Origin of the sequence: Legionella sp. 27cVA30, assembly GCF_024160945.1 — a bacterium.
GTDB lineage: Bacteria > Pseudomonadota > Gammaproteobacteria > Legionellales > Legionellaceae > Legionella_A > Legionella_A septentrionalis.
Map to the genome: position 1 here is coordinate 845,516 of NZ_JAMYXK010000001.1, position 25,041 is coordinate 870,556.

Below are 25,041 nucleotides of genomic sequence, written 5' to 3' on the forward strand. Positions count from 1 at the left end.
GTTAAACAGCCTTTAAAAAGCCATCCTGTCTAAATAATAACTTTAAGCTTCGCAGTGCCTGCCGTATCCGTTGGGTATTTTCAATGAGGCCAAAGCGTACGAATTCATCCCCCATTTGGCCAAACCCAATTCCTGGAGAAACTGCTACGCAGGCTTCCTGCAAAAGATACTTGCTGAATTCAAGCGAGCCCATATGCCGATAAAATGGCGGGATTTTTGCCCAGACAAACATGGTGGCTCTGGGGCGCTCGACTTGCCAGCCGATATCTTCCAAGCCATCGCATAACACATTGCGCCGATTCTCATACATGCGCCTAATTTCATGCACGCACTCATCGCTTCCTTCAAGAGCAGTAATGGCCGCAACCTGAATTGGAGTAAATGTTCCATAATCCAAATAAGATTTAATTCTAGCCAAAGCGGATACCAACTCTTCATTCCCGCAGACAAACCCTACGCGCCATCCGGGCATATTATATGTTTTGGATAAAGAGTAAGTTTCCACGGCTACATCAAACGCGCCAGGAACTTGCAAAATGGAAGGTGCTTTATACCCGTCAAAAACGATATCAGCGTAGGCTAAATCATGAATTACCCAAATATGGTGCCGTTTGGCCAAAGCCACCACTTGCTCAAAAAACTCATAGTCGACGCAGTGAGCGCTTGGGTTGGAAGGGAAATTAATGACCAAAACTTTAGGCTTTGGCCAGGTTTGCGCAATGGTTTCCTCGACCGCTTGTAAAAACTGCGCCTCATTAAGCAAAGGGATTTGCTTGACGTTAGCTCCGGCAATGACAAATCCATACGTATGGATTGGATAAGCTGGATCGGGCACTATCACCGTATCACCCGGACCGGAAATAGCCAATGCCAAATGGGCCAACCCTTCTTTTGAACCAATGGTAGTCAGCACTTGCTTTTCACTATCCAGGGCAACGCCATAATTTCTTTGATACCAACCTGCCATTGCGCGGCGCAAACGCGGAATACCCTTGGACATGGAATAACGGTGGGTGTCTGGCCGTTTTGCAGTTTCGATTAATTTATCTACTATGTGCTGTGGTGTAGGTTGGTCAGGATTGCCCATGCCAAAATCAATAATGTCTTCACCCCGCGCCCGCGCCTCGGATTTAAGCTGTGTTAAGGTATTAAACACATAAGGAGGTAAGCGCTTAATTCGGGGGAATTGACTCATGATGATTGACCTCTGTGATATAATGTATACAGTGTTAACGCGGAAGCAGTATAAATTATTGAACGATTAAAAACCATGCAAATTACACGTGAACAAAGAGACAAACACAGTATTCAAGGCTATTCGGAAACAGAAATTAAAATTAATTCTGTGGTTTATACACAAAACCTTTGGGTAAGTCGGGAAACAATAAATGCTGACTGGCGGCCGCAAACCATTCGTGAACTAAATGTTGCCATTCTAGAGCCTTTACTAGTACTCCAGCCCGAAGTCATTGTAATTGGTCATAACACAGGCGGTGCTCAACCGCCTGTCGAAGTTTTGCAACATTTATCCAAATTAAAAATCGGCCTGGAATGCATGAATATTGGAGCAGCAAGCCGTACCTTTAATATTTTATTAAGCGAAGGACGAGCTGTTGCCTTGGGGATTATTTTTTAAACAATATTTTTGACTGGGAAAAATAATCCTCAACCTCGATTTCCAGATTTTGGAGTCCTTTGAAAAACTTTCTGTATTTTTCCAGCGGCAGAGAACCTAAAATTTCTGTAAATTTTTCTTGAATCAACGATTGTTCGCAATCGTCTGCTTCGAAATTGTCCTGAAAATAATCTGGGTAGAATTTTAACAAAACTAAAACTTTCTCGATTTCATGATTTGCCAGTGCGCGAGTCACTAAATCATGGTTGTCTTTATCAACATATTGAAACCAAGTCGTAGCTCCTGTTCTTTTGGCACAAGCGTTTAAAATAAATTCCAAATCCTTGGCTTCCAGGCTTTGTACTGCTCTATGGAAAAATGTTTCTTCATTTTTATCGTAAATGGCTAGATTCGCTTCTTTGCTAATTAACAAATTTAAAATTTTAAGATAATTATCTTTTTGCTTTGCAGTTTTATAGCCTTCTAAAGTAAAAAACAACGGATAATAACCTGAATGATTTTGCTGGGCATTCATATTGGCACCGTGCTCCAGCAACCAATTTACATTGTCTACCTGACCCAGGAAACTGGCCAACATCAGGGGATTTACCATATCTATTTCCCTGGCATCGATGATTTCATGGTTTTGATTTAAAGCAAGGTATGGGAAATTGACTTCATCTTTTGCCAAATTGGATTGAGCAGACAACAGTTTCTGTTGGGAAACGCATTGTCCAATGCGGGTTTCATACACATTTTGTTGTTTTTTAAGGGGCGTGCAGTGATAAGGGAACACACTGAGCGTATAACTTTTTATATGCTTTTGCAGAAATTCAGCAGTCGATAGATGGCCATCTTGCGGGTTAAGAAATTTATGATGCTGGGCAGCCTGTTCGTTATATACATTGTAAGCAACTAAAAGCTGCTCCCCTTTTTTAATGCCTTGACTAGTATAGATAAGCACCCGCTCATCCTTAAAATTTCTAAATTCAACGTTTGGTTGACATTCAGAACAATTGATATAACGGCCAAAGCCCCCGCTAACTTGTGCATCGATAATTTTCTTTCCAATTTCCATGGCATAATTGCTGTCCATTTTTTCGTTTTTATCAAGAAATTGCTGGAATTCTTCTGGAGTAAAAATCTTCCCGGTGTATTCCGCAATGCATTTTTCTGGGGAAAGATCTTCAACCGCAAAAAGTCCAAAGCTATCGATGACGTCCACGCGCTTTACTTTAAACAAATCTGGTTTATCGTAGGGCGAATGGATGTAGTCTTTGGCATCCATGTTGGTTATATCAAGCTGCTTCATCACTTTGTGTTCCGCCGAGATGGCAATCCTTTTTCTTTGCTTTTTAATACCCTCAGGTTGGGTTTCCTTGGCTTTGTCTGCAAACAATGATTGTTGAGCCAATCCTCTTACAGCTGCGGTTACTTTTAGTTCTATAGACTTGGTTTGTTCCTGTTCTGCTATTTTCTTTCCAGTTCTTCTCTGTTTTTTTAAGGTTTCTTGATATTCCTTATATTTCTCTGGAACTTTTTTGTTGCGCTTCGCTGGAAGGGTTTCTTGGCTGGTTTCAATCTTTTGTTTGCTGTGCATAATCAATTCATTAAGACAATAATTTAGATCGGCATCTTAACAAATGATTATATTTTGATCAAATGATTTTTTTATGAAGCAAAATGACCTAAGAGTTTGAATTAAGAATAAAAATGACTCAGACTTGGCGGCGTGCCTCCAAAACATTTGGAACTTGCTCAAGCCGGGTTAATAATCGAGATAAACTGTTTAAACCATCAATTTCTACCGTGAGCGTAATAAATGAAGTATTTTCTTGTTTGTTAATTTGTGTCTGCAAAGAATATACATGTGCTTTTTCATTCGCCAGTAAAGAAGTGATATCCCGCAGTAAACCGGTTCGATCAAACGCTCGTATTAAGATATCAACGACATAATGCTCGCGTGTGGTACTTCCCCAGTTCACTTGTAAAAAACGTTGCCGTTGCCTTTCGCCCGCATGGATGATGTTGGGGCAATCCTGTCTATGTACAGACACGCCTCTGCCCAAAGTAATGTAGCCAATTACCGCATCCCCTGGCACCGGTTGACAGCATCTTGCCATATGAGTTAATAAATTCCCCACGCCTTCTATACGTAAATCACTGCCGGATACCTCGGGTTTGAGCTGGGGTTTTACAATATTTTGGATGGCAACCTCTTGCGGCTCAGCGGGAGTAATGCGGTTTAATATTTGCCCAAGCCTTAGATCGCCACGTCCTAGGGCTGCGTATAAATCATCGAGGCTCTTAAAATTTAAGGAGACTACAACGTCTTGTAAACGCTCTGTTTTGATCCCTAATGCTTTTAATTCCTGATCTAAAATTTCGCGCCCTTCATCGCGGTTGCGATCATAATCCTGCATTTTAAACCAGTGCAACACTTTCGCTTTCGCGCGCGGAGTTTTCAGATAATTTAAATGTGGGTTGATCCAATCTCTGGATGGGCGTGCCTCTTTCCCCGTTAAAATTTCAACCCGGTCTCCTGTTTTCAATTTATAAGTCAAAGGGACAATATGCCCATTTACCTTGGCCCCGCGGCAACGGTGCCCTAACTCACTGTGCACGTGGTAAGCAAAATCAAGCGGGGTGACACCATGCGGTAAATCCAAAACATCGCCATCTGGTGTAAACACATACACCCTATCTTCAAGAAATTCGGTTTCAACGGCCGGTGAAATACCTTGGTTCGTTGCCATTTCCTGATGCCATGCCAAAACGTCGCGCAGCCATTCAATTTTACGTTCATGGCTTTCCTTACGTGCTACACCACCTTCCTTATATTTCCAATGAGCAGCAACTCCCATTTCAGCCTGTTCATGCATTTTAAAGGTACGGATTTGTACTTCGAACACCCGCCCTTCTTTACCCGTTACCGCAGTATGCAGGGATTGATAACCATTTGGCTTAGGATGAATAATATAATCATCAAATTCAGCAACCACCTGTGGCCATTTTGCATGCACCAAACCCAAAACTTCATAACATTGAGCTTCTGTTTCAACTAAGATACGCACGGCTGTTGCATCATAAATTTCTTCAAGCGATACATTTTTCCGTTGCATTTTGCGGTAAATACTGTGAATGTGTTTGGAGCGGCCATATACGGCAAAATGCTGAAAACCTAAATTTTTTATGTGTTGATTTAATTCTTCAATAATTTCATTAACAAAATGGTCGCGTTCCAAGCGCTTGGATTTGAGACCTTTGGCAATGGCCTTATAGTCTTCGGGATGGAGGTGGCGAAATGCCAAATCCTCCATTTCCCATTTAATTGCACCAATCCCCAAACGATTGGCCAGCGGGGCATAAATTTCCATAGCCTCAGTCGCCATTTGTATTCGTATGGCTTCCGACATGGGGGCAAGAGATCGCAAGACACAGAGACGCTCGGCAAGTTTAATCAAAACGACGCGGACATCGTCTACCATGGCCAACAGCATTTTTCGTATGTTATCGATTTGATGTTTGCTCTGCGGATACTTACCCAGCACACGAAGATTGGAAATGGCATTCATTTTTTCAATGCCTTTCACCAATTTTGCGATGTTGCTGCCAAGTTGCTCTTCTACCACATCCATCGACAGTTCGGCGTAATGAACCGTTTCATAAATGATAGCGGCTATTAACGTTTCGTGGTCGACTTCCAAATCAGCCAATACATCTGCCATCGCCAACCCTTGCTGAAAACAAGGCTCCCCCGTCTCCGTCGGGTGATCTTGGCCTGCCAGCTGGCTCAATGTACATGCGGTACGCAATCGTTCCAGATCTTGAAAATATCCTTTGCTGCCTAAATGATGCAGCCATTGCTCCACATCAATGCTGCCATCAGCTAACAAAAGGGTATTTTCTTTCACACGTACCATACGCCATTATCCTTTTTCAAATAATGCAATCGACTCCACATGAGCAGTATGCGGGAACATATCCATCACTCCGGCTGCTGTCATTTGATATCCTTGTTGCTTAACCAAAATACCTGCATCACGAGCCAAAGTTGCTGGATTACAGGATATGTAAACTATACGCTGAGGCGCAATTTTATTGATATTTTGCACAATGGTTAGGGCACCCGTGCGCGGTGGGTCTAACAATACTTTATTAAACTGGTAGGGCCGCAGCAAAGCCAGTGCTTCTTCGTCTTCCAGATTGGCACAAAAAAACTCAGTATTATCAATCGCGTTGCACTTTGCATTCATAGAAGCCCGCTGCACCATAGTCTGGCTTCCCTCCACACCCACAACTCGATGGCATAGTTTAGCCATAGGCAGGGAAAAATTTCCTAAACCACAAAAAAGGTCCAACACTTTGTCATCGCAGCATAAATCCAATAAGGTTAATGCCTGTTTAACCATTATTTGGTTTAACGAACTATTCACTTGGGTAAAATCAGTGGGGTGAAACTTAAAACGAATACCTTGCTCAGGTAACGCATACGTTAAAAATTCCCCCGCTTCTTTTGGATAAAACAAAAATACGCTCTCTGGTCCCCCAGGCTGCAAGAAAATCTTAAATCCTGTGTCCTTGGCAAATTGTTGCAATTTTACTTCATCATCTATGCTTAAAGGGGATAGGTTGCGGAAAATTAAAGCAACATCTTCGTCCCCGGCAGCCACCTCCACTTGAGCAATGGAGTGCGGATCAGAAAAGGCAGCCAATAATGTGCGCAAAACGCTGATATTGGCATCCACCTTGGCATTTAAAACCGGACAATGATGAATTTCTGTAATGAAGCGCGGATTGTTTCTTTCACGAAACCCCACCAGCGTGGCTTGTTTTTTTTCTACGAAGCGCACACTCAAGCGGGCTTTATTACGATAATTCCATGCTTGCGCAGTTAATGGTAGCAGCCAATACTTAGGCTCAACATGCCCCATACGACTCAACAAGTCAGCAAGCTGCATTTGTTTTTCAACAATTTGCTTTTCTTCATGCAAGTGCTGCAAAGAACAGCCGCCACATAAATCGTAGTGCGAGCAAGCAGGTTCGCTGCGATCTTGGGAGCGCTCCATAATGGAGAGTAATTTGCCTTCATCAAAATCTTTTTTTTGCCGCAAATATTCAAAAGTAACTGTTTCTCCTGAAAGCGCACCTTGTACAAAAGTAGTCTTACCTTCAATGCGGGCAATGCCTCTCCCATCGTGACTTAATTTTTCAATAACAGCCTGTACGGGGATTTTGGTTACTTGATTCCGTCTTTTACTCATTTTAAATCTCAAACTGCTTACTACGGCGACAAACTTTATAAGCTTGCCAGAAACGAATCCACCTCACGCGGGGACAATTCGGTAAACTGTCCCCGTGCAAGTGAACGAGGCATGTACAATTTTCCATAGCGTATGCGAATTAAACGGCTCACTTCAACACCTTGCGATTCCCATAGCCGCCTCACTTCACGATTCCTTCCTTCACTTAATACAACATGATACCAAGTGTTGGAACCTTCTCCGCCGCGGAATTCAATTTTTTTGAATTTGGCAAACCCATCCTCCAATTGTACGCCTTTTTGTAAATTCCTAATCGCTTCGGCGCTGACTTCTCCACGGACCCTGACCGCATATTCCCGCTCCAGCTCGTATTTAGGATGCATTAAGCGATTGGCCAATTCACCGTTATTCGTAAAAATTAATAAACCGGATGTATTAATGTCCAAGCGCCCCACTTGCACCCAACGTCCTTGCTTTAACACGGGCAAATTATCAAATACGGTTTTGCTATGTTTCGGATCATGCCTGCTTGAAATTTCACCAACAGGCTTGTGATAAAGCAATATGCGTGTTTTCTGTGCCAATTTCAAGGGATTTGCAATCAAGCGGCCGCGTACGCTGATTTTATCTTCGGCCGAAGCCACATCGCCCAGTTTGGCTGGTACGCCATTAACTTCAATCAACCCTTGTTCAATCCAGCGTTCCATTTCACGTCTGGAACCCAAACCGGCCTGGCTTAAAATTTTTTGTAATCGTTCATTACTCATGATGGATCATTTGCTCTAAAGTTGGTAAGTCATTAAGACTTTGTAAATTAAAATAATCAAGAAATCCCTTGGTTGTTACATAAACAGCCGGCTTGCCAGGAACGTCGCGATGACCTGCTATGCGAATCCACTCCCTCTCCAATAGCGTTTTTAAAATTGAAGTACTTACTGCAACCCCGCGCACATCTTCGATATCCGCACGCGTAACCGGCTGCCGATAAGCAATAATGGCTAAGGTTTCCAATAAAGCACGCGAATATTTAGCCGGCCTTTCCACAAGCAATCTTGCTATCCACGGACTGAAACGCATCCGGGTTTGCAGGCAATACCCCCCTGGCAGATGCTTTAATTCTATGGCCCTGTGTTTATAATCTTCACTAAGCGCATGAATGGCCGCTTGGATTTGCTCAACATTCGGTTTATTTTCCTCTTCAAAAGCTTCTAACATTTTATTCAGTGTAAGCGGGCCATTGCTCATCAATAAAGCTTCGATAATTAATTTTAGTTCAGCTTTATCCATGGTGTGGTGCCTTGAGATAAATAGGCGCAAATGCATCGGCTTGCATGATAATCACCAAGGATTGCCTGGATAATTCCAAGGTAGCCAGTAAAGTAACCACTAAACCGGCACGCCCTTCATCATGGCTTAGGAAAGTGCAAATTTCTACTAAAGCTCTATCCTGCAAACCTGCTAAAATTTTATTCATGCGATCGCGTACTGATAAAGGCTCTTTAATTATTTGATGTTGTAACAAATGCGATTGCTGCTCTAAAAGCTGTGTCATCACTGCAGCCAACTGAGCCAGTTCAATGCTTGGGTAAGCTGTTATCGCTTCGACTTCAGCAGCAAGATGCACCTGAAAGACATCGCGCTCATAACGAGGCAAGGCATCAATATAAGCTGCTGCTTTTTTAAACTGCTCATAAGCTTGCAAACGCCTGACTAACGTCATGCGTGGATCTTCATCGGCTTCTTCATCTTGTGTACCCACAACCGGCGGCAATAGCATCCTTGATTTTATTTCTGCCAACAAGGCGGCCATTACCAAATAATCCGCTGCCAATTCCAGGCGTCTTTCCTTCATGAGCTGTATGTATTGCATGTACTGTTGCGTAATGAGCGTGATGGGAATATTCAATATATCGATGTTTTGCCGCCTGATTAGATACAATAAGAGATCCAAAGGCCCACTGAAAGAATCCAGTAATACTTCCAAAGCATCCGGAGGAATAAACAAATCACCGGGGAGTTCAGTGAGCGGTTTACCCTCCACGATGGCAACAACATGAGTAGAGCTTTCCCTGCATTCACTCATCAGTAATCCAAACCCATCGCTTCCCGAATGTCTTCCATGGTTTTATTCGCTTCATCCCGAGCTTGCTCACTGCCTTCAGCAATAATTCGTTTTACTGAACCCAAATCAGATTCATATTCGCCGATTGCTGCCTGAATAGGTGCAAGCTCCCGATTAATGGCATCGATCACAGGGCGTTTACAATCGATGCAACCAATGCCGGCCGTACGACACCCCGTCTGTGCCCAGTCTTTTACCTCTTCATTTGAATAAACTTTATGAAATTGCCATAAAGGACAGCGTTCCGGCTCGCCTGGATCCGTGCGTTTCACCCGTGCTGGATCAGTAGGCATGGTAAGAATTTTCTTTTCAACCTGTTCGGGCGTATCGCGCAAGGTAATCGTATTGTTATACGATTTTGACATTTTGTTGCCGTCAAGACCTGGCATTTTCGCATGCTCGGTAAGCAGCAGTTGCGGTTCGGGTAAAATAATTTTTCCTGAGCCATCCAGATAACCCAATAAGCGTTCCTTGTCTCCCAAAGATAAATTCAGTTGGTTGGCAAGCAAAGCTTGTGCCGTATTTAATGATTCATGGCAACCTTCTTGCTGGAATTTTTTACGCAATTCAATATAAAGATTACCATTCTTTTTACCCATTTTTTTTATGGCATCATTGACTAAAGCTTCAAAATTGGGCTCACGACCATAAATATAGTTAAAGCGCCTTGCTACTTCTCGAATAAGCTCCACATGCGGCGCTTGATCTTCACCTACGGGTACAAAATTAGCCTTGTACAACAAAACATCCGCGCTTTGCAGCAAAGGATACCCCAAAAACCCATAGGTGGATAAATCCTTATCACGTAATTTTTCCTGTTGTTCCTTATAGCTGGGAACCCGCTCTAACCAACCTAGCGGCGTTATCATGGAAAGCAGTAAATGCAATTCGGCATGTTCTGGGACCCATGACTGGATAAATACGCGAGACAAGCTTGGATTAATGCCGCAAGCTAGCCAGTCCACAATCATATCCCAGATGTATTTCTCCATGCGCCCCGGTTCATCATAATGAGTGGTCAATCCGTGCCAATCGGCGACAAAAAAGAAGCAATCGTATTGGTGCTGTAGTTTTAACCAATTTTCCAGCACACCGTGATAATGACCCAAGTGCAAGGGGCCGCTGGCCCGCATCCCGGAAACAACTCGTTTATTGGCACTGAATAAAGCTGACATCAAAATCCTCGAAATAAAAGCAAAATAAACTTATACACGCCGCAGGCAATATGACGATTTTTAGTAACATGCGCGGCTAGTTTACCACGTCTTCGCAGCAATTATTTAAATGGGGTCGGATCTCCTCTGCCTTCGCGAAGGATTGCCGGGAAATCACCGGTCAAATCGACTACCGTAGTCGGTTGCTGGTCGCAATTTCCCCCATCAATGATTAAATCAATTTGGTTACCCAAGACATCCCGAATAGACTCAGGCTCGCTTAATGGAGCTTTGGCGCCGGGCAATATCAATGTAGTGCTCATCAAAGGCGCATCCAAACTTTCCAGTAACGCTAGGGTAATCGTATTTTCCGGTATGCGCAGGCCCAACGTTTTACGTTTTGGATGCAACATACGTCGCGGCACTTCTCGAGTTGCATTTAAAATAAAGGTATAAGGGCCCGGGGTGAACGCTTTCAACAATCGGAAAATGGGATTGCTTACCCGCGCATAAGTACCAATCTGCGATAAATCCCGGCAAACCAAAGTCATGTTGTGGTTCTTATCCAATTGCCGCAAATCCCGAATGCGATCGAGCGCTGATTTATTACCCAATGCGCAGCCGAGTGCATAGCCTGAATCTGTGGGGTAAACAATCAAGCCCCCCTCTTCAATAACCCCTACTGCTTGGCGGATTAACCTTGATTGTGGATTATCAGGATGTATTGCAAAAAACTGACTCATAATATCCCCTGTTAACCTTAAAGAAACATTAGAAATGAATTCGGTGAAAAGCTTAACAGAAGCTTAAAACATCGGAAATTATCTCTACTGTTTACAAAAAAGTTGTATTCCATTTATGCCAGATAGGCGTACAGTTTAACGGTAATTGTTGCTGTTGGCCAAGATTTGTGTTCGATATGGCATCTCCATGGTAATCCGACCCGGTGGAAGCGTATAATTTAAATCGCTCGCATAATGAAGCCAACTCATTAATTTGCACTGAAGTCATCCCGCCGGATATTACTTCCATCCCCTCACCGCCTGCACTTTTAAAAACACTGATCAAGTCATGCAACTTGGAGCGGGTTAATTTATATTTCAGCGGATGGGCAATCACTGCTTGTCCGCCTGCATGGGTGATCGCTGCTACTGCCGTTTCAACGCTGCACCAAGGCGTGGGCACATAAGCCCCCTTTCCGCGCCCTAAAAATCGCTTAAAGGCAGTTTGGATGTCTTTAACAATTCCCTCATTTACTAAAACCTGCGCAAAATGCGGCCTGCCCACTGCACCATGTCCTGCTATGTCGCAGGCTTTCTGGTAAGCATTTTGTATCCCTAAATGCGACAAACACTCAGAAATCTGCAGAGCACGAACTTGCCGGCTGTCGTGCTGCTTCGCAATTAATGCAGTCAAGACTGTGTCTTTCGGATTAATATTTAACCCCAGGATATGGATGTCATGTTTCTTCCAACGCACACTAAGCTCAATGCCATTGACGATTTGAATATCCTTAGCAAAAGCAGCTTCATTTAATAAATTAAGTCCTGCCACGCTGTCATGGTCAGTAAGAGCCAATAGCCTTACCTTCGCGTGAATTGCTTTCGCAAGCAAGTCTGCAGGGCTTAACAATCCATCGGAAAAACAACTGTGGCAATGCAGGTCAATCATAATTAGTACACATTAGAAAAAAAGAGTATAGCTTTATAATTAACGATTATACTTGATGAAAATAAAAATATCAGATTATTCCTTAAATCAGCAATTCACTTGCGAAACAGCAAATCCATGCACTATCCTATAAGTAGATTCATTAACTTTTAAATAAACATTGAGTAGTACACTTTTTAAGGATTTACTGGAAACACCTGCCTTCAATGCATTGGAACTCGCCAACCTATGCGGTTCATTGCATCAGAATATAACAACACTTGAGCGGATTTTTAAAATCATCATCAAGCCTAAGGGCAATGCGATTGAATTGAGAGGCGACTCGGAAGCAAATATACAATCCGCGAAGAGAACTTTGATCAGGTTGCATGCATTGGCAAAACATCCAATCACCACATCAATCATTATGTCTCAATTGGACCATGAGGAATACAGCACCAAAATGACCAACCAAATTTACTTGAATCGTAAAAGTATTTTGCCACGCAATGCCAAACAAGCTGAGTATCTGGGAGGCATTGATCACTATGATCTGACATTTGCCGTAGGCCCTGCCGGCACAGGCAAAACTTACTTGGCTGTGGCGAAGGCTATTCAAAGCTTTGAAAAAGGCGAAGTTCAACGTTTAGTATTTGTACGGCCAGCCGTTGAGGCTGGCGAAAAATTGGGATTTTTGCCTGGGGATTTGGTTGAAAAAGTTTTACCTTATCTTCGCCCAATTTATGATGCGCTTTATGAAATGCTGGGCTTTAAGGAAGCACAAAAATTAATACAAAGCGATGTAATCGAAGTACTGCCGCTTGCGTTCATGCGCGGCCGCACATTAAATGAAGCGTTCATCATTCTGGATGAGGCACAAAATACAACCATTATGCAAATGAAAATGTTCTTAACCCGTATCGGTTTCGGTTCCAAAGCTGTAGTAACCGGCGATACCACGCAAGTGGATTTGCCAAAAGGTACTGATTCTGGCCTTCCACACGCCATTCAATTGCTGAAAGCAATTGAAGGAATAGGTATCTATCAATTTTCCAGCCGCGAAGTGGTCAGGCATCCTTTGGTTGCAAAAATTATCGACAGTTACGAGGAAGGGAGCAAGGATACTAAGAAATGAATTACCATGTTGATATTCAAGATGCGTGCGCCACTCCTCTTCCTGTTCCCGAACACGTATTATTGCAGTGGGTTGAGTTGGCGCTCTCGGAAAAAACGACTGCGGAATTGACGTTAAGATTCGTGGATATTGATGAAATGACTCATCTTAACCACACTTACCGCAGTAAAAATGCCCCAACCAATGTTCTTGCTTTCCCGGCCACTCTGCCGCAAACTATTGAACTGGAGCTGCCTTTACTTGGCGACGTCATTATTTGTCCTGCTGTTCTTGCACAAGAAAGCCAAACATTAAATAAACCATTAATTGCACATTGGGCACATATTGTAATTCATGGCACATTGCATTTGCTTGGGTATGATCATATACAGGAAGAAGATGCTTGTCTCATGCAGGCTATTGAAACTAAATTACTGGCCCAGCTTGGTTTTGAAGATCCCTATCATGCAGAGGAAAATAAAAATTGAATAAGGATGATGAGACGAGTTGGTTCATGCGCTTAAAACAATTTTTACAGCTTGAGCCTCAAAACAAAGAAGAATTAATAAGCTTGTTGCGCGATGCGCAAATTCGCTCTTTGATCGATGCCGAAACGCTTGCGATGATAGAAGGCGTTATTTTATTTTCCCAAATGAAAGTCCGGGACATTATGCTTCCTAAAAAGCAAATGACTTGCGTACCGCAAGATGCTGAATTAAACGAGGTGATTGATATTGTCACGCAATCAGGACATTCACGCTTTCCGGTAACCGGAGATAGCAAGGATGATGTAGTCGGCATTTTGCATGCTAAAGATTTACTGCGCTTTCATGGGCAAAGTGAAACTTTCGATGTTTTAGATATTGCCCGGCAGGTAACCTTTGTTCCGGAAAGCAAGCGGCTGGATTTATTGCTGGGTGAATTTAAAAATAACCGCAATCATATGGCCATTGTCGTGGATGAATATGGTGCCGTAGCCGGGTTTGTTACACTGGAAGACATCATCGAACAAATCATCGGCGACATCGAAGATGAATTTGACATCGATGAAGAAGCCTATATCAAATCCCATGGCGATGCACACTATATTATTAAAGCCCATACGCCCATTGAGGAATTTAATGAGCAATTGGGTACAAATTTCAGCGATGAATCCTATGACACAATTGGCGGTATCGTCATGGCTAATTTTGGTTATCTGCCCAAACGAGGCGAAATTGTCGCCATTGATGACTTTGAATTTAAAATCCTCAATGCCGATGCCAGACGAATCAAACTGTTGGAATGTCATGATCGTCGCGAAAAAACCGCAGCATCCTCTTTTATTGCTAATAATGAATCTTAATTGTCCATAGGCTAAGAGATAGGAAAAACGCAATGAATAGCAAAATCCTAATAGTCGATGATGATACAGAGTTAACTACGCTATTAACACACTACCTTGAGCCGGAAGGATTCATCACGACCTGTGTGCATGATGGTGAATCCGGCATTAAAAAAGCACTGAATCAGCCTTACGATGCCATTATTTTAGATGTCATGTTGCCTAAACTGAATGGTTTTGAAGTCTTGCGGACGATTCGCGAACATATAGAAACGCCGGTATTAATGCTGACCGCGCGCGGAGATGATATTGACCGTATCGTTGGGCTTGAAATAGGCGCAGATGATTATTTGTCAAAGCCTTGTAACCCGCGTGAGTTAATAGCAAGGTTGCGTGCTATTTTACGAAGGACCCAAAAAGCTCCGGCCAACAGGCCTATTATTGAGCATGGAAATATCATGGTGGATTGTGCGAAAAGGCAGGTTACCATTGGCGGTAATTTACTGGAATTAACCAACGCTGAATTTAATATTTTGGAAATGCTTATAAAATCCCCAGGGCAAGCTTATTCCAAGGAAGAGTTAACGGAGTATGCCTTAGGGCGAAAATACACCGCCTATGACCGCAGTATTGATGTACATATCAGTAATTTGCGAAATAAACTCGGTCATAATCCGCAAGGGGAAGACTGGGTAAAAACCGTGCGTGGATTCGGTTATTTGTTTAACACCTGACATAATTCCTTTCCCCCCAAGAAGTGCTCAAATTATTTTCAAATTAATCAATTGCTTGATTTGGCATTTGAATTTACTAAAATCAAGCAAAAAATCCTTCAGGGGCATCATTTGGAGAAACAGGTAGCATTACTGGATAAATTAAGCGGTTTCTTTTTTCTAAGCGGCCTTCTTATTTCCAAATTGGGTTTCATGACATCCAGATTTAAAACCGCACCCTTCGTCATTTTGAGTTTGGTTCTTAATTTAATTTCATTGACGGCTTATTTAATTGGTTATATAGCCTGGTTTTTAGCAGCCCTTTTTTATCCCGACCATCCCAAAAAACAGGATTCTTGGTATGGTTTTGCTCAATTTAAAGAACAATACCAAGGCGCAGCTTTTCTCGGTGCTGTAGCCACGGTAATTTGTATGGCTTTCCCCACCATCCTGATATTGGCATCTTGGCTTTACACTGCCAGCAATGTGATGTGGCTTATCACTGAATATCATAAATATCAAAATCCGGTTCATGAAAAAAATTCCAGTTATTCAAGCGAAAAACAAGCAACTTATTTGCGTTATGCTGTGTTAACGACTTGTAGCAGCGTCATCACCACCCTGATTGCTACTATAGGATTTTTGTTTCCACAAATTACTTTTTTAACGCTCCTTATCTCGGTCTTTTTAGGCAATTTACTTACTTTACCGGCACTCTATTTTTGGGGGCAATATTCTTTCTTGGACTTTAAGCCTGATGAGGGAATCAACCAAAGTTACACAACCTTATGCGAAAACTTGTTATTAAAAGAAGTACAACATACAGCTCGCCTTCCTGTCATTTCTGAGGAGGAAATCACTTGCCCGCTTAATCTGACGCCAGAATCTTCCCATGCGGAAGTTTTAGATGAAGAGGCTTCTTTAATCAGCCCTCGTACTTGTTTGTAAAAGACAATGTTAGTATAGTTTCCTCCCTCACAAGGAATCCTTATGAATGACATCATTAAAGCCATGATCAAAGCTGCATCACATGCATTGCAACATGCCTATGCGCCATACTCTAAATTTGCAGTGGGCAGCAGTTTGCAAAGCGAAGACGGCAGTATTTTCACCGGGGTAAATGTGGAAAACGGTTCTTATGGGCTCACGGTATGCGCTGAGACATCTGCCATATGTCAAATGATTGCGGCCGGGCAGAGAAAAATCAAGAATATGGTCATTCTGGCTAAGAATAATAAATTATGTCCACCGTGCGGAGCTTGCCGCCAGCGAATTTATGAATTCTGCGAACCTGAAACCCGTGTTTATTTATGTGATCAACAAACGGTCTTGAAAGCTCTGACCGTAAATGAATTATTACCTTTGGCATTTAGCTTAAATCCTCCTGATCGGAAAAAATTATGACGAGCAAAAATGTAACTCACGCCCATTTAGCGGCAGAACAAATTAGAAAGCTTGCCCCCGAATTCAAGCCAACTATTGGCATCGTACTGGGTTCAGGCCTTGGCAGCTTAGTTGAACAATTAGAAAACCCGGTTTATATAAGTTATGAACAACTTCCAGGCTTTCCTAAGGTAACCGTACAAGGACATGGAGGAAATTTGGTATTGGGTTATCTAGGAGGTATAGGGGTCGTTTGCCTGCAAGGAAGAGCCCATACCTATGAAGGCACAGGTTATGAGGCTGTAAAAACTTATGTGCGCACATTAAAATTGCTGGGATGTACTTATTTTCTCGCCACCAATGCCTCTGGCTCCCTGCGTGAAGACGTGGGACCTGGCGAATTAATGTTAATTACCGATCACATCAATTTGCAACCCAGTAACCCTTTGGTAGGCCCCAATGAGGATGAATTTGGCCCCCGCTTTTACCCGTTGGACAATGCTTACGATGCTGATTTTCGGGAAAAGCTGTTGCGGTTGGCGCATAAAGAAAATATTTCGTTACATCAAGGCATATATCTTTCGGTATTAGGACCCAATTATGAAACTGCTGCGGAAATACGTGCTTTTCGTATTTTAGGAGCAGATGCAGTGGGCATGTCAACAGTCCCGGAAGTATTGGTGGCGAATCACTGCGGGATGAAAGTAGCTGTCATTGCTACCATCACCAATTACGCCACAGGCCTTGCCAATACCAGCCACAGCCATGAAGCAGTAGTCTTAATGGCTTCGCAAGCTGCGGAAAAATTAAATATATTGCTCAAGCGTTTAATTAAAGATTTGGCATGAAGCTGGAACAAGAATTAACCCAGTATTTAGAGAAAATACTTAAAAATCCGATGCGCTCCATATCGGCGCGCGAGATCATTTCTGTGCTTGATCTCACTCTGCTCGAAGAAAAAGCACAACCGCACGCCATAGAAAATCTGGCGCAAATTGCAGTAACACATGAGGTTGCTGCAATTTGTGTTTTACCGCAACACTTGCACCATATCCCCGCGACAACGGGAATTACACGTGCAACAGTAGCTAATTTCCCTGCAGGCGATGAAGTGCAAGAAGATGTGTTAAAGACCATTATACAAAGCATTAAGCTTCATGCCGATGAAATTGATTATGTCTTCCCTTACCAAAATTATTTGCATGGTAATCAAAAGCTTGCGCTACAAGCCGTCAAAGAAAATTATGAATTGTGTAAGCGCCATCAAGTCATTTTCAAGGTCATTCTGGAAACCGGAGCTTTTCCGTCCATGGCCCTGATTTATGAAGCTTGTTTAGATATCCTCGCCCAAGGTTGCGATTTTTTAAAAACGTCTACTGGAAAAACCGCACAAGGCGCTACTTTGTCGGCAGCATTTACCATTCTTTCTGCAATTAAGGAAAGTGGAAAACCATGCGGCATCAAGCTTTCCGGTGGGGTAAAAACCAAAGAACAAGCGCTGCAGTATGCAGCTTTGGCAGAATTCATGATCGGTTTGCCTGTAAATAAAACGTGGTTTCGTCTAGGGGCAAGCCGGCTACTGGATGAATTGCTTGCTGCACCTACAAGCAGCTAGCAGCCCGATTATTGCCGTTATCTCGCACTAAATAATTCCTGCCTAAATAATGGCCGCCCACATTCACTGGACAAATAGAGTGTTCTGCATTCTTCATGCGGATTTTAGCCAATATTCTGCCTTGTTGATTTAAGCCCACAAGGCAGAATAAAGGGTAATTACTCTACACGAAAGTTAAACTACATCCCCGCTGTTGGGTTTGCCTGGGATTGCGGTCTGCTTGGAGATTGAGTCGGAGTTGCAAAAAAACTGTATGGGGACAGAGGAACAGGGCTAAAGATAGGCTGAGCACTTGGCTCTACAAAATCCGATGCGCTGCTGCTCGATGCATTGGCTGAGCTACTTAAGGCAAATTGTTCTTTATTTTGCAAACCCATAGGCACTTGCCGAGCTTTATCCTCATTCATCAATCCGGAATTGGAAGAACTGCTGGCTTGAGCTGGAACATGCTCCTCTCTAAGAGCCGAAACACTTGCTCTAGGCTGCCAATTAATAAATTTAATCGGCCCTTTTCTAGTCTTTAACGAACTAAGCTTATACGCATCGACCTGCGATGTTCCCCAACCTTTCTCCTGCATTTCCTCATTTGAAAGCGGCTCTATTTCTTTCTCTGCAACCTTTTTTCCCAGTGTCCTTGCTTCATGCAACAAACGTTGCTCCGCAGATGAATAAAACCGATAGGCTTTTTCATAAGCATCAGCGTACACCTGACCTCCTCTTTGCAAGAGTTGCTCACGGTTACGCATCGGCTTGTATGGTGGATTTAATGCGGCATAGCGTCCGGCATCATGACCTCTTTTACGCTTGCGCCCCTCATCGCTATCATTTCTTTTTTTCCTCTGCACAGGTTCTATTCTGGCAGATTCGAAAGAATGTTCTGTTACATCACTTCCTCCCCCTGCACTTTGCACTGCAAGTGGTGGATTCCTGTCCTGTTGATCCCGTTCCATATTCTTAAGAATTTCATCACATAAACTGGGAGGTAGCCAAGCTTTTCTTTTTTTCCCAACCTTGCCACTCCTCTTTGCAGATGCATTTTCTACCTCATCATCGGAAATTTCAATTACCTCTGCTTCATCATCGGAAATTTCTATGCTTTCATTGGTAACAGTAGTGGTTGCAAGTATTGGCAAACTTACTGGTGCGGCTTGCGGCATGGACAAGGCAGGTGTTGAACAAGTAAATATCCGTTGCTGAGAGGGCATCGGTGCAGGCTGTGCTAAAAACGGAGTGTAATAAAAATTCTGAACAGGTTCCTGGTAAAATGGCCCTAATATTTCTTTTGCATCCGGTTTGGGTACAGGCTTCTCCCATTCCGCCAGAACCAGGGAAGAGATTCCTTGTGGAAAGTAATTACTCAATGGTGTTATTGATTGCGGGTCAAATTGCCCTTCATATCCTGAATTGGTTCTTCGTCTTTTAGAGTTATTATACATACGAATTGGCTAAATAATTAATTGAGTGAGCGATTATACTCCATTTGCAACAAAATAATACAGCAAAATATGAGCTTGGTGGCTTTTTTTTGATCTCATGCAGTTAAGTGATTGTATTTTTTGTATTTTCAAAATTTTAACTGAATAAATGGTTGTTGTTGCCGCAAAGATATGACCCAACTTGCAAACACTCCCTGTACTTCGCTTCAAATTCAAGCTTTACCTTGTATAGGATTACAAGGTAAAGCCAGACAACAACACCTCATTATTCTAGGCAAATATTAGAATTTAACCCTGCTGCATCATCATCCAGCGATATCAGGCTACTTTCAAACTGGGCGGGCAACCTTACAAAAAAACTGTATGGGGACACAGAACCAGGTCTAAAGTCAGGCTGGGGACTTTGCTTTACAAAATCAGATGTCGTACTGTCTGATCTACCTGGAGCAGAACCCTGTAAATTCTTTGATAGTGGGTCAATTTCTTGCAGCGTTCGTTTTGCCAACAACGGAGGTTTTTCGCTGATGGGACGTATCCCTAAATAACCCGCATAGGCATCTGCGTATGCTTTTCCTTGTTCTTGCAAAAGTACTTCATAGTTAACTGGCGTTGAATTCTTTAGCCTATCGGCACGTGCGCGTTTTTTACCTCTTTGAGCCTGTACTTGATCATAGCCCGCCTGATATGCATCTGCATATTCCTGGCCTTTTTGCATTAGCATAGCTCTGGGAAGTGGGGGGATCTTTTTTACCGCATAATGTATTCCGGCTTTTCTTGCTTCATCGGAATCGATTTGCATGAAATTTTGATTTTTTGCAGCTTGCGCTAATGAATAGGCTTGTTCATAGGCATCAGCATACCCTTGGCCTTTGCCCATTAATTGGGCTCTGGGAAGTTTGGGAAGTTCTTTTATGGCATGAAGCGTTCCATCATTCTCCCCTTCTACTCTTAGTGATTGAGTATGTTTTTCTTGATTAATTTGCGAGATATTTTTCAAAGCTCTCTCAGCAATACTGTTGGCTCTCCACACTCTGTTTAGCCAATTATGGTTTGCCTTTGTGGTGGCATTTTTTATCTCATCGGCAATTGCAATATCGTATTCTTCATTGTCAAAGACGTTTATGCCCCCATTCAAAATGAATGCAGGTTCCGGCAAGGAAGCTGCTGCAGAAGCTTCCGAGAATGGGGTGGACGGTGAATAATCCAACGCCCCACCTGTTATCAGCGGTTGCTGCACTGATGATGTAGCAGCAGGGTAAAAAGGCGCCTGGTATAAAGGTCCCAATATCTCTGCAGCATTTAATTCAGCAGCAGGTTTCTGCCATTCAGATGCTAAAACAGATAAAAACCCAGCCGAAAAATATGAATCTAGTGGTGGTGTAGAAAAACTGCCTTGATACCCTGCATCAATTCTTCGTTTCTTATTAGGATTATACATAGGATTATTGGTGAAATAATTGCTTGAGTGGGCAATTCTACAGCAGATGACAGAAAAAAACACAGCAACAAATGATCTTTTTGGATATAGTTTACGCGAATGGTATGATGATTATCATATAACCTTTTGATTAATTATTATTTTCTAATTAAAATATACTTTTTAATAATAGAATTAATTTTCGAGATTAGCATAGAAAGAAACAGTTAGCCTGTACCCTTTAAATATGAGCAGCAATCCCTCTGGAAGTACATTAATATAGTTGTCAGCGTATTTGATTACTGCTCGTCAATGGGCGATTATTCCTAGCCACATGATGAGACCATACCAATTGTTACAAGAAAATGCTTTGAAACAGGCTTTTTCAATACGGCTGTTTACCAGTTGCTGCTGGTAAAGTAAAACCAGTGCAGCCAATCCCCACCCTGCATAAAACAATGAAGAAAGATGCATGAAATAAGCCAGAACAAGCCATGAGGAATGAAATGAAATCTGTAAAAATAAGATGGCCATGCGATCATAATCTGCAAAAAAAATTGCCGTGGATTTAACCCCAATACGCAAATCATCCGCTCTGTCAACCATGGCATACATGGTGTCATACGCTATTATCCAGGCAAAATTAATTGCTAAAAGAAGGACGAACCGGTAATCGAACAAGGCATGCGAAGCAGAGAAAGCCATGGGGATCCCCATGGAAAAGGCAAGCCCTAAGACCAATTGCGGCGCTTGTAAAAAACGCTTGCAAAATGGGTATAACACCGTGATGACCACAGCAAACAAAGCATAATAAAAGCAGGCAGCCGGCAACTGCATGACAATAAGCAAAGCTGCAAAAAGCAGAATTAATAACAAAATTAAAGCTTCTGCTAGATTAACTTCACCGCAAGTCAAAGGTCTTTCTTTAGTCCGTTTCACGTGCTTGTCGATATTCCTATCGGCGATGTCATTAACCACACATCCTGCCGCCCTCATAAACACCGTACCTAACAGGAAATAGGCAATGAGTTGTACGGGTGGATTATTGTTATTGGCAATCCATAAAGCCCATGCTGTCGGAAACCAAAGCAATAAAATACCCACGGGTTTATGAAAACGCATTAATCTGAAATAACTACCTAAGCGCATGTTTTTACTCAAGATATTGATTTAAGCCTGGCAATAAAATTTCCAGCAGATAAAAAGGAAAATGATCGCATACTATAAATTCCGCAAGCCTTCCCCACAAAGCCGGCGCGCCGTGATGCAAGGCTGCGTCCAGCCAATGATACTCAATGACTTTGGGGGTGATTGGATAATAAACTAAAGAAATCCGCTCAATGTTATTTGCCCCAAAAATCAATTGCCCTAATGATTCATTTTGCAAACGTTTGAATAAGGCCGCGTTATGTTGATAAGTCTTTTCGGGGAGGATGGTGCGACCGTACCAGCAAGCTTCCTCCCCAACTTTCATTACAATCTCGCGGTGTAAAACCCGGCCGCTATTTAAATGCAGTATGTAATTATCCCACCAACCACGCCAACCCCATTGCTGCATTAAAACTTGCAGGCGGACCCCTGAAGTTATGGCTTTTAATTTTTCCGTTAAGGATTGCCGGTGCGTAAGCCAAGGTAAAAGTTTTGCAGGCGGTTCAACAGCTGAGGATGGAAATCCGAAAGGCGTGATTAACATGCGTTATTCGTGAAACAAAGTTTGCCTAGATGATAACTAATTACAAGCAGCAGTAGCAACACTTAAACGCCCACTCGTCGCGATACTGATAACACGTGCATTATTCCCTGTGCATCCGCTTGCCCTAAGCGTTAACGACGTGGATCCCGTGGTTAAAAATCCAGTACTATCAAAACTGATGATGCGGGCAGATGTAGAAATTTGCGTGCCACCTGGCAAGGCTTCGGCAACTTTTACTAAATCATTACTGGATTCAATGGCATTATTATTATCTGCATCTATGAAAACAATCCATCCCTGTGACCATTGAGCATTGCTACCGCAAGCACTAAATGCCGCATTGGCAGCAGGACATACCGACACCCGCACACCCCTTTTGACTGCTTCCATGCGGGCCAAGCCAAGACTTGCTGATAATTTATTGGCTACACTAACTACTTTATTGTTTTGAATTAGACCATAGTAACCAGGAACGGCGAGCGCTATGAAAATGGCAGCCATGGCCAAAACAGTAAGAAACTCAACCAAAGTAAATGCTTTTTGCGGAATATTACTTAAACCCGCTTGGCCAAGTTCTATCATAACGTAAGACTCTTGCATCTCATCTTTAAAGTATAGAGTATTAGGAAATTAACGTTCTACGGACACGGCCCAAACGGTTAACAATTAACTTGTACTGCTGTGTTTTATTTTTTATTAAAAAATAGCCATTCATTGCGCTTTCACAAAGGTTATCTGCAAAAATCAGGTAATGTTTTGCATAAAAACCATGCCAGGTTATTTGTAGATCAGAAGCACGCCAGCGCCATTCATGAAAAATTTTGCTATCAGGTTGGTAAGTATGCTTGGCATTGTCAGTGAATAAAATCATGCCTTTTGCCCAATCATTTGCAGCAGGCAGAGGAGTTAAAGCCAGAGGTTGATTTTGTATTAAAGATTGACTTCGGGCAAAGCGCAGGATGGTTTCAATTTCCCCAAGCCTTGTTTCCATATGGTTTCTCTCATAACTTGCCTGCAGGGAAGGTAAGGCAAGCAAAAATCCTGTTGCCATAATGACAAGTGCCATCAGCAATTCTATCCAGGTAAAGCCACCATAAATTATTGGCTTGCGATTAGATGGTTGCGCTAACTCCATGTATGTCCTTACAAAACAATTTTCTTCCTTAATGAAGGTTTATAGCATTATTGCTCTAATAATTGTTTGATCCGCAATAAATCCTGGTAAGCTTTTCCTTTGTCTATTGGTCTTCGCAACAAATATGCAGGGTGGTAACTGACAATAAACGGTTTGCCTTCATATGAATGAAGCGTGTTGCGCATCTTATTTAGGGGCCGGGCTTCATTTAGTAAGAATTGACCGGCAAAACGTCCTACAGCCATGATAAGTTTAGGGTTTACCAATTGGATTTGTTGCGTTAAATGACTAGAACAGGCGGCAATTTCTTCAATTTTCGGATCGCGGTTATCCGGCGGGCGGCATTTAAGCACGTTGGCAATATAAACATCATTTTCTGTTAAACCAATGCTGTTTAGCATCTTGTTTAATAAAATACCGGCTTTACCTACAAAGGGCAGCCCCTGTTTATCCTCAAAGAAACCAGGTGCCTCTCCGACAATCATTAATTGAGCTTGTGGATTGCCGCGGGCAAAAACTGTTTGAGTACGTGTTTGATGTAATACACAACGTTTGCACGCAGAAACTTCTTTTGCAAGCGAAGACAGCGAGCAAGATGAAGTCATAGGGAGTTGTTGGCGCGATTCCCAAACTTCAATGCCCATGGCTTGCAGATAATAGGGATGCAGAGGCTTATCCATGACTATACGTACAAGTTAGCAGCAGCTCATCGATTACCTTCCGAGGGTTCGGTGCACGCGTAACGGGGCGGCCTATTACTAAATAATCACTGCCCAATTGCCAAGCATTTTCCGGTGTGACAATTCGAGTTTGATCATCTTTTGCATGGGATGGTAAGCGGATCCCTGGTGTGACCGTTAAAAATTTATGGCCACAATTTTTTTTGATTGTCGGAACTTCAAGGGCCGAAGAAACTACTCCATCCAGACCTGCTTTTTGAGCCAGCAATGCAAGCTTTTGCACATGCTCCTGAAGAGGTGCAGTCAAACCGGTCTGCGCGGCCTCATTTTCGCTCATGCTGGTCAGTAAGGTAACTGCTATGAGTAATGGCCGACTATCATATGCATGCAAAGCCTCCCGCGCTGCCTGCAACATAGCCAAACCGCCTGCAGCGTGAACATTTGTCATCCAAACGCCTAATTCAGCTGCAGCCTTGCACGCATGCGCCACTGTGTTTGGAATATCGTGAAATTTTAAATCAAGAAAGACTTTAAATTTCTTGGCAACCAAAGCCTTAATCAACTCAGGTCCAAATAAAGTAAACATTTCATTGCCTACTTTAAGAGCACATTCATTGGGGTTTAATTGGTCAACAAGTTTAAAGGCCTCGTGCAGATTATCAAAATCAAGAGCAATGATGAGTTTTACCGACATTTTCTACCACAATTGATTACTTTTCGGACGTG

The 25,041-nt window shown here is 42.6% G+C and carries 27 protein-coding genes; 9 read left to right on the forward strand and 18 right to left on the reverse strand.

The features are described from left to right. Position 1: 1 nt before the first annotated feature. Positions 2-1,195 carry an alanine transaminase gene (gene alaC / locus NKV53_RS03790; protein WP_126953536.1) on the reverse strand — a complete coding sequence of 398 codons (1,194 nt, stop codon included), beginning with the start codon at positions 1,193-1,195 and terminating at the stop codon, positions 2-4. Positions 1,196-1,270: 75 nt separating this feature from the next. Here alaC and NKV53_RS03795 point away from each other — a divergent pair, with 75 nt between their 5' ends. After that, entirely contained in the window at positions 1,271-1,636 is a 366-nt protein-coding gene (locus NKV53_RS03795; RefSeq protein ID WP_126953535.1) for an Mth938-like domain-containing protein, read from the forward strand. On the opposite strand, the gene NKV53_RS03800 is transcribed toward NKV53_RS03795, so the two are convergent. The 9 genes from NKV53_RS03800 to NKV53_RS03840 form a co-directional block, all read right to left on the reverse strand. Then, positions 1,626-3,215, reverse strand: coding sequence for an SET domain-containing protein-lysine N-methyltransferase (locus NKV53_RS03800; RefSeq protein ID WP_126953534.1), 1,590 nt, complete (start codon positions 3,213-3,215; stop codon positions 1,626-1,628). The two genes, NKV53_RS03795 and NKV53_RS03800, sit on opposite strands and share 11 nt — an antisense overlap. A gap of 118 nt (positions 3,216-3,333) precedes the next feature. Continuing rightward, positions 3,334-5,538: a GTP diphosphokinase gene (gene relA / locus NKV53_RS03805; protein ID WP_126953533.1), complete on the reverse strand. Its 2,205-nt coding sequence runs from the start codon at positions 5,536-5,538 to the stop codon at positions 3,334-3,336. Between the two features lie 6 nt (positions 5,539-5,544). Next, positions 5,545-6,879 (reverse strand): 23S rRNA (uracil(1939)-C(5))-methyltransferase RlmD, encoded by a 1,335-nt coding sequence (gene rlmD, locus NKV53_RS03810; protein ID WP_127032563.1) that lies wholly within the window; start codon positions 6,877-6,879, stop codon positions 5,545-5,547. Between the two features lie 35 nt (positions 6,880-6,914). Next, entirely contained in the window at positions 6,915-7,646 is a 732-nt protein-coding gene (gene rluB / locus NKV53_RS03815; RefSeq protein ID WP_126953531.1) for a 23S rRNA pseudouridine(2605) synthase RluB, read from the reverse strand. Then, positions 7,639-8,166 (reverse strand): SMC-Scp complex subunit ScpB, encoded by a 528-nt coding sequence (scpB, locus tag NKV53_RS03820; protein WP_126953530.1) that lies wholly within the window; start codon positions 8,164-8,166, stop codon positions 7,639-7,641. Before scpB ends, rluB begins: the two co-directional genes overlap by 8 nt. Then, on the reverse strand, positions 8,159-8,962 hold the full coding sequence (locus tag NKV53_RS03825) for a ScpA family protein (RefSeq protein ID WP_126953529.1): 804 nt from the start codon (positions 8,960-8,962) through the stop codon (positions 8,159-8,161). The genes scpB and NKV53_RS03825 overlap by 8 nt, the downstream gene beginning before the upstream one ends. Continuing rightward, positions 8,962-10,176 (reverse strand): tryptophan--tRNA ligase, encoded by a 1,215-nt coding sequence (locus NKV53_RS03830; RefSeq protein WP_126953528.1) that lies wholly within the window; start codon positions 10,174-10,176, stop codon positions 8,962-8,964. The genes NKV53_RS03825 and NKV53_RS03830 overlap by 1 nt, the downstream gene beginning before the upstream one ends. 101 nt (positions 10,177-10,277) lie before the next feature. Continuing rightward, positions 10,278-10,898: an L-threonylcarbamoyladenylate synthase gene (locus NKV53_RS03835; RefSeq protein ID WP_126953527.1), complete on the reverse strand. Its 621-nt coding sequence runs from the start codon at positions 10,896-10,898 to the stop codon at positions 10,278-10,280. A 91-nt stretch (positions 10,899-10,989) separates the two neighbouring features. After that, positions 10,990-11,826: a PHP domain-containing protein gene (locus NKV53_RS03840; protein ID WP_127032564.1), complete on the reverse strand. Its 837-nt coding sequence runs from the start codon at positions 11,824-11,826 to the stop codon at positions 10,990-10,992. Positions 11,827-11,986: 160 nt separating this feature from the next. Here NKV53_RS03840 and NKV53_RS03845 point away from each other — a divergent pair, with 160 nt between their 5' ends. The 8 genes from NKV53_RS03845 to deoC all read left to right on the forward strand — a co-directional run bounded on the left by NKV53_RS03845 (position 11,987) and on the right by deoC (position 17,954). Next, positions 11,987-12,940 (forward strand): PhoH family protein, encoded by a 954-nt coding sequence (locus NKV53_RS03845; RefSeq protein ID WP_199737744.1) that lies wholly within the window; start codon positions 11,987-11,989, stop codon positions 12,938-12,940. Continuing rightward, entirely contained in the window at positions 12,937-13,407 is a 471-nt protein-coding gene (gene ybeY, locus NKV53_RS03850) for an rRNA maturation RNase YbeY (RefSeq protein ID WP_126953525.1), read from the forward strand. The genes NKV53_RS03845 and ybeY overlap by 4 nt, the downstream gene beginning before the upstream one ends. Next, on the forward strand, positions 13,404-14,264 hold the full coding sequence (locus NKV53_RS03855) for an HlyC/CorC family transporter (RefSeq protein ID WP_199737742.1): 861 nt from the start codon (positions 13,404-13,406) through the stop codon (positions 14,262-14,264). The genes ybeY and NKV53_RS03855 overlap by 4 nt, the downstream gene beginning before the upstream one ends. 32 nt (positions 14,265-14,296) lie before the next feature. Then, positions 14,297-14,977: a two-component system response regulator CpxR gene (cpxR, locus tag NKV53_RS03860; RefSeq protein WP_126953523.1), complete on the forward strand. Its 681-nt coding sequence runs from the start codon at positions 14,297-14,299 to the stop codon at positions 14,975-14,977. Between the two features lie 111 nt (positions 14,978-15,088). After that, positions 15,089-15,904: a hypothetical protein gene (locus NKV53_RS03865; protein ID WP_127111101.1), complete on the forward strand. Its 816-nt coding sequence runs from the start codon at positions 15,089-15,091 to the stop codon at positions 15,902-15,904. 42 nt (positions 15,905-15,946) lie between these two features. Next, positions 15,947-16,360, forward strand: a complete 414-nt coding sequence (gene cdd / locus NKV53_RS03870) for a cytidine deaminase (RefSeq protein ID WP_126953521.1) — start codon at positions 15,947-15,949, stop codon at positions 16,358-16,360. After that, complete coding sequence (locus NKV53_RS03875) at positions 16,357-17,187, forward strand: purine-nucleoside phosphorylase (RefSeq protein ID WP_126953520.1); 831 nt, start codon at positions 16,357-16,359, stop codon at positions 17,185-17,187. Before cdd ends, NKV53_RS03875 begins: the two co-directional genes overlap by 4 nt. Next, positions 17,184-17,954: a deoxyribose-phosphate aldolase gene (gene deoC / locus NKV53_RS03880; protein ID WP_233579628.1), complete on the forward strand. Its 771-nt coding sequence runs from the start codon at positions 17,184-17,186 to the stop codon at positions 17,952-17,954. Before NKV53_RS03875 ends, deoC begins: the two co-directional genes overlap by 4 nt. 179 nt (positions 17,955-18,133) lie before the next feature. Here deoC and NKV53_RS03885 read toward each other — a convergent pair whose 3' ends face one another. The 8 genes from NKV53_RS03885 to pyrF all read right to left on the reverse strand — a co-directional run bounded on the left by NKV53_RS03885 (position 18,134) and on the right by pyrF (position 25,009). Next, positions 18,134-19,390, reverse strand: coding sequence for a hypothetical protein (locus tag NKV53_RS03885; protein ID WP_126953519.1), 1,257 nt, complete (start codon positions 19,388-19,390; stop codon positions 18,134-18,136). A gap of 265 nt (positions 19,391-19,655) precedes the next feature. Further along, complete coding sequence (locus NKV53_RS03890; RefSeq protein ID WP_126953518.1) at positions 19,656-20,828, reverse strand: hypothetical protein; 1,173 nt, start codon at positions 20,826-20,828, stop codon at positions 19,656-19,658. A 288-nt stretch (positions 20,829-21,116) separates the two neighbouring features. Next, positions 21,117-21,956: a 4-hydroxybenzoate octaprenyltransferase gene (gene ubiA / locus NKV53_RS03895; protein WP_126953517.1), complete on the reverse strand. Its 840-nt coding sequence runs from the start codon at positions 21,954-21,956 to the stop codon at positions 21,117-21,119. A 4-nt stretch (positions 21,957-21,960) separates the two neighbouring features. Further along, positions 21,961-22,500 (reverse strand): chorismate lyase, encoded by a 540-nt coding sequence (locus NKV53_RS03900; RefSeq protein ID WP_126953516.1) that lies wholly within the window; start codon positions 22,498-22,500, stop codon positions 21,961-21,963. A gap of 36 nt (positions 22,501-22,536) precedes the next feature. Continuing rightward, a complete protein-coding gene (locus NKV53_RS03905; RefSeq protein ID WP_126953515.1) occupies positions 22,537-23,100 on the reverse strand; it encodes a GspH/FimT family pseudopilin in 564 nt (187 codons plus the stop codon). Between the two features lie 22 nt (positions 23,101-23,122). Beyond that, positions 23,123-23,635 carry a GspH/FimT family pseudopilin gene (locus NKV53_RS03910; protein WP_126953514.1) on the reverse strand — a complete coding sequence of 171 codons (513 nt, stop codon included), beginning with the start codon at positions 23,633-23,635 and terminating at the stop codon, positions 23,123-23,125. A gap of 47 nt (positions 23,636-23,682) precedes the next feature. Further along, positions 23,683-24,315, reverse strand: a complete 633-nt coding sequence (locus tag NKV53_RS03915) for a uracil-DNA glycosylase family protein (protein WP_126953513.1) — start codon at positions 24,313-24,315, stop codon at positions 23,683-23,685. Continuing rightward, positions 24,308-25,009 (reverse strand): orotidine-5'-phosphate decarboxylase, encoded by a 702-nt coding sequence (pyrF, locus tag NKV53_RS03920; RefSeq protein WP_127032566.1) that lies wholly within the window; start codon positions 25,007-25,009, stop codon positions 24,308-24,310. The genes NKV53_RS03915 and pyrF overlap by 8 nt, the downstream gene beginning before the upstream one ends. Positions 25,010-25,041 lie beyond the last annotated feature (32 nt).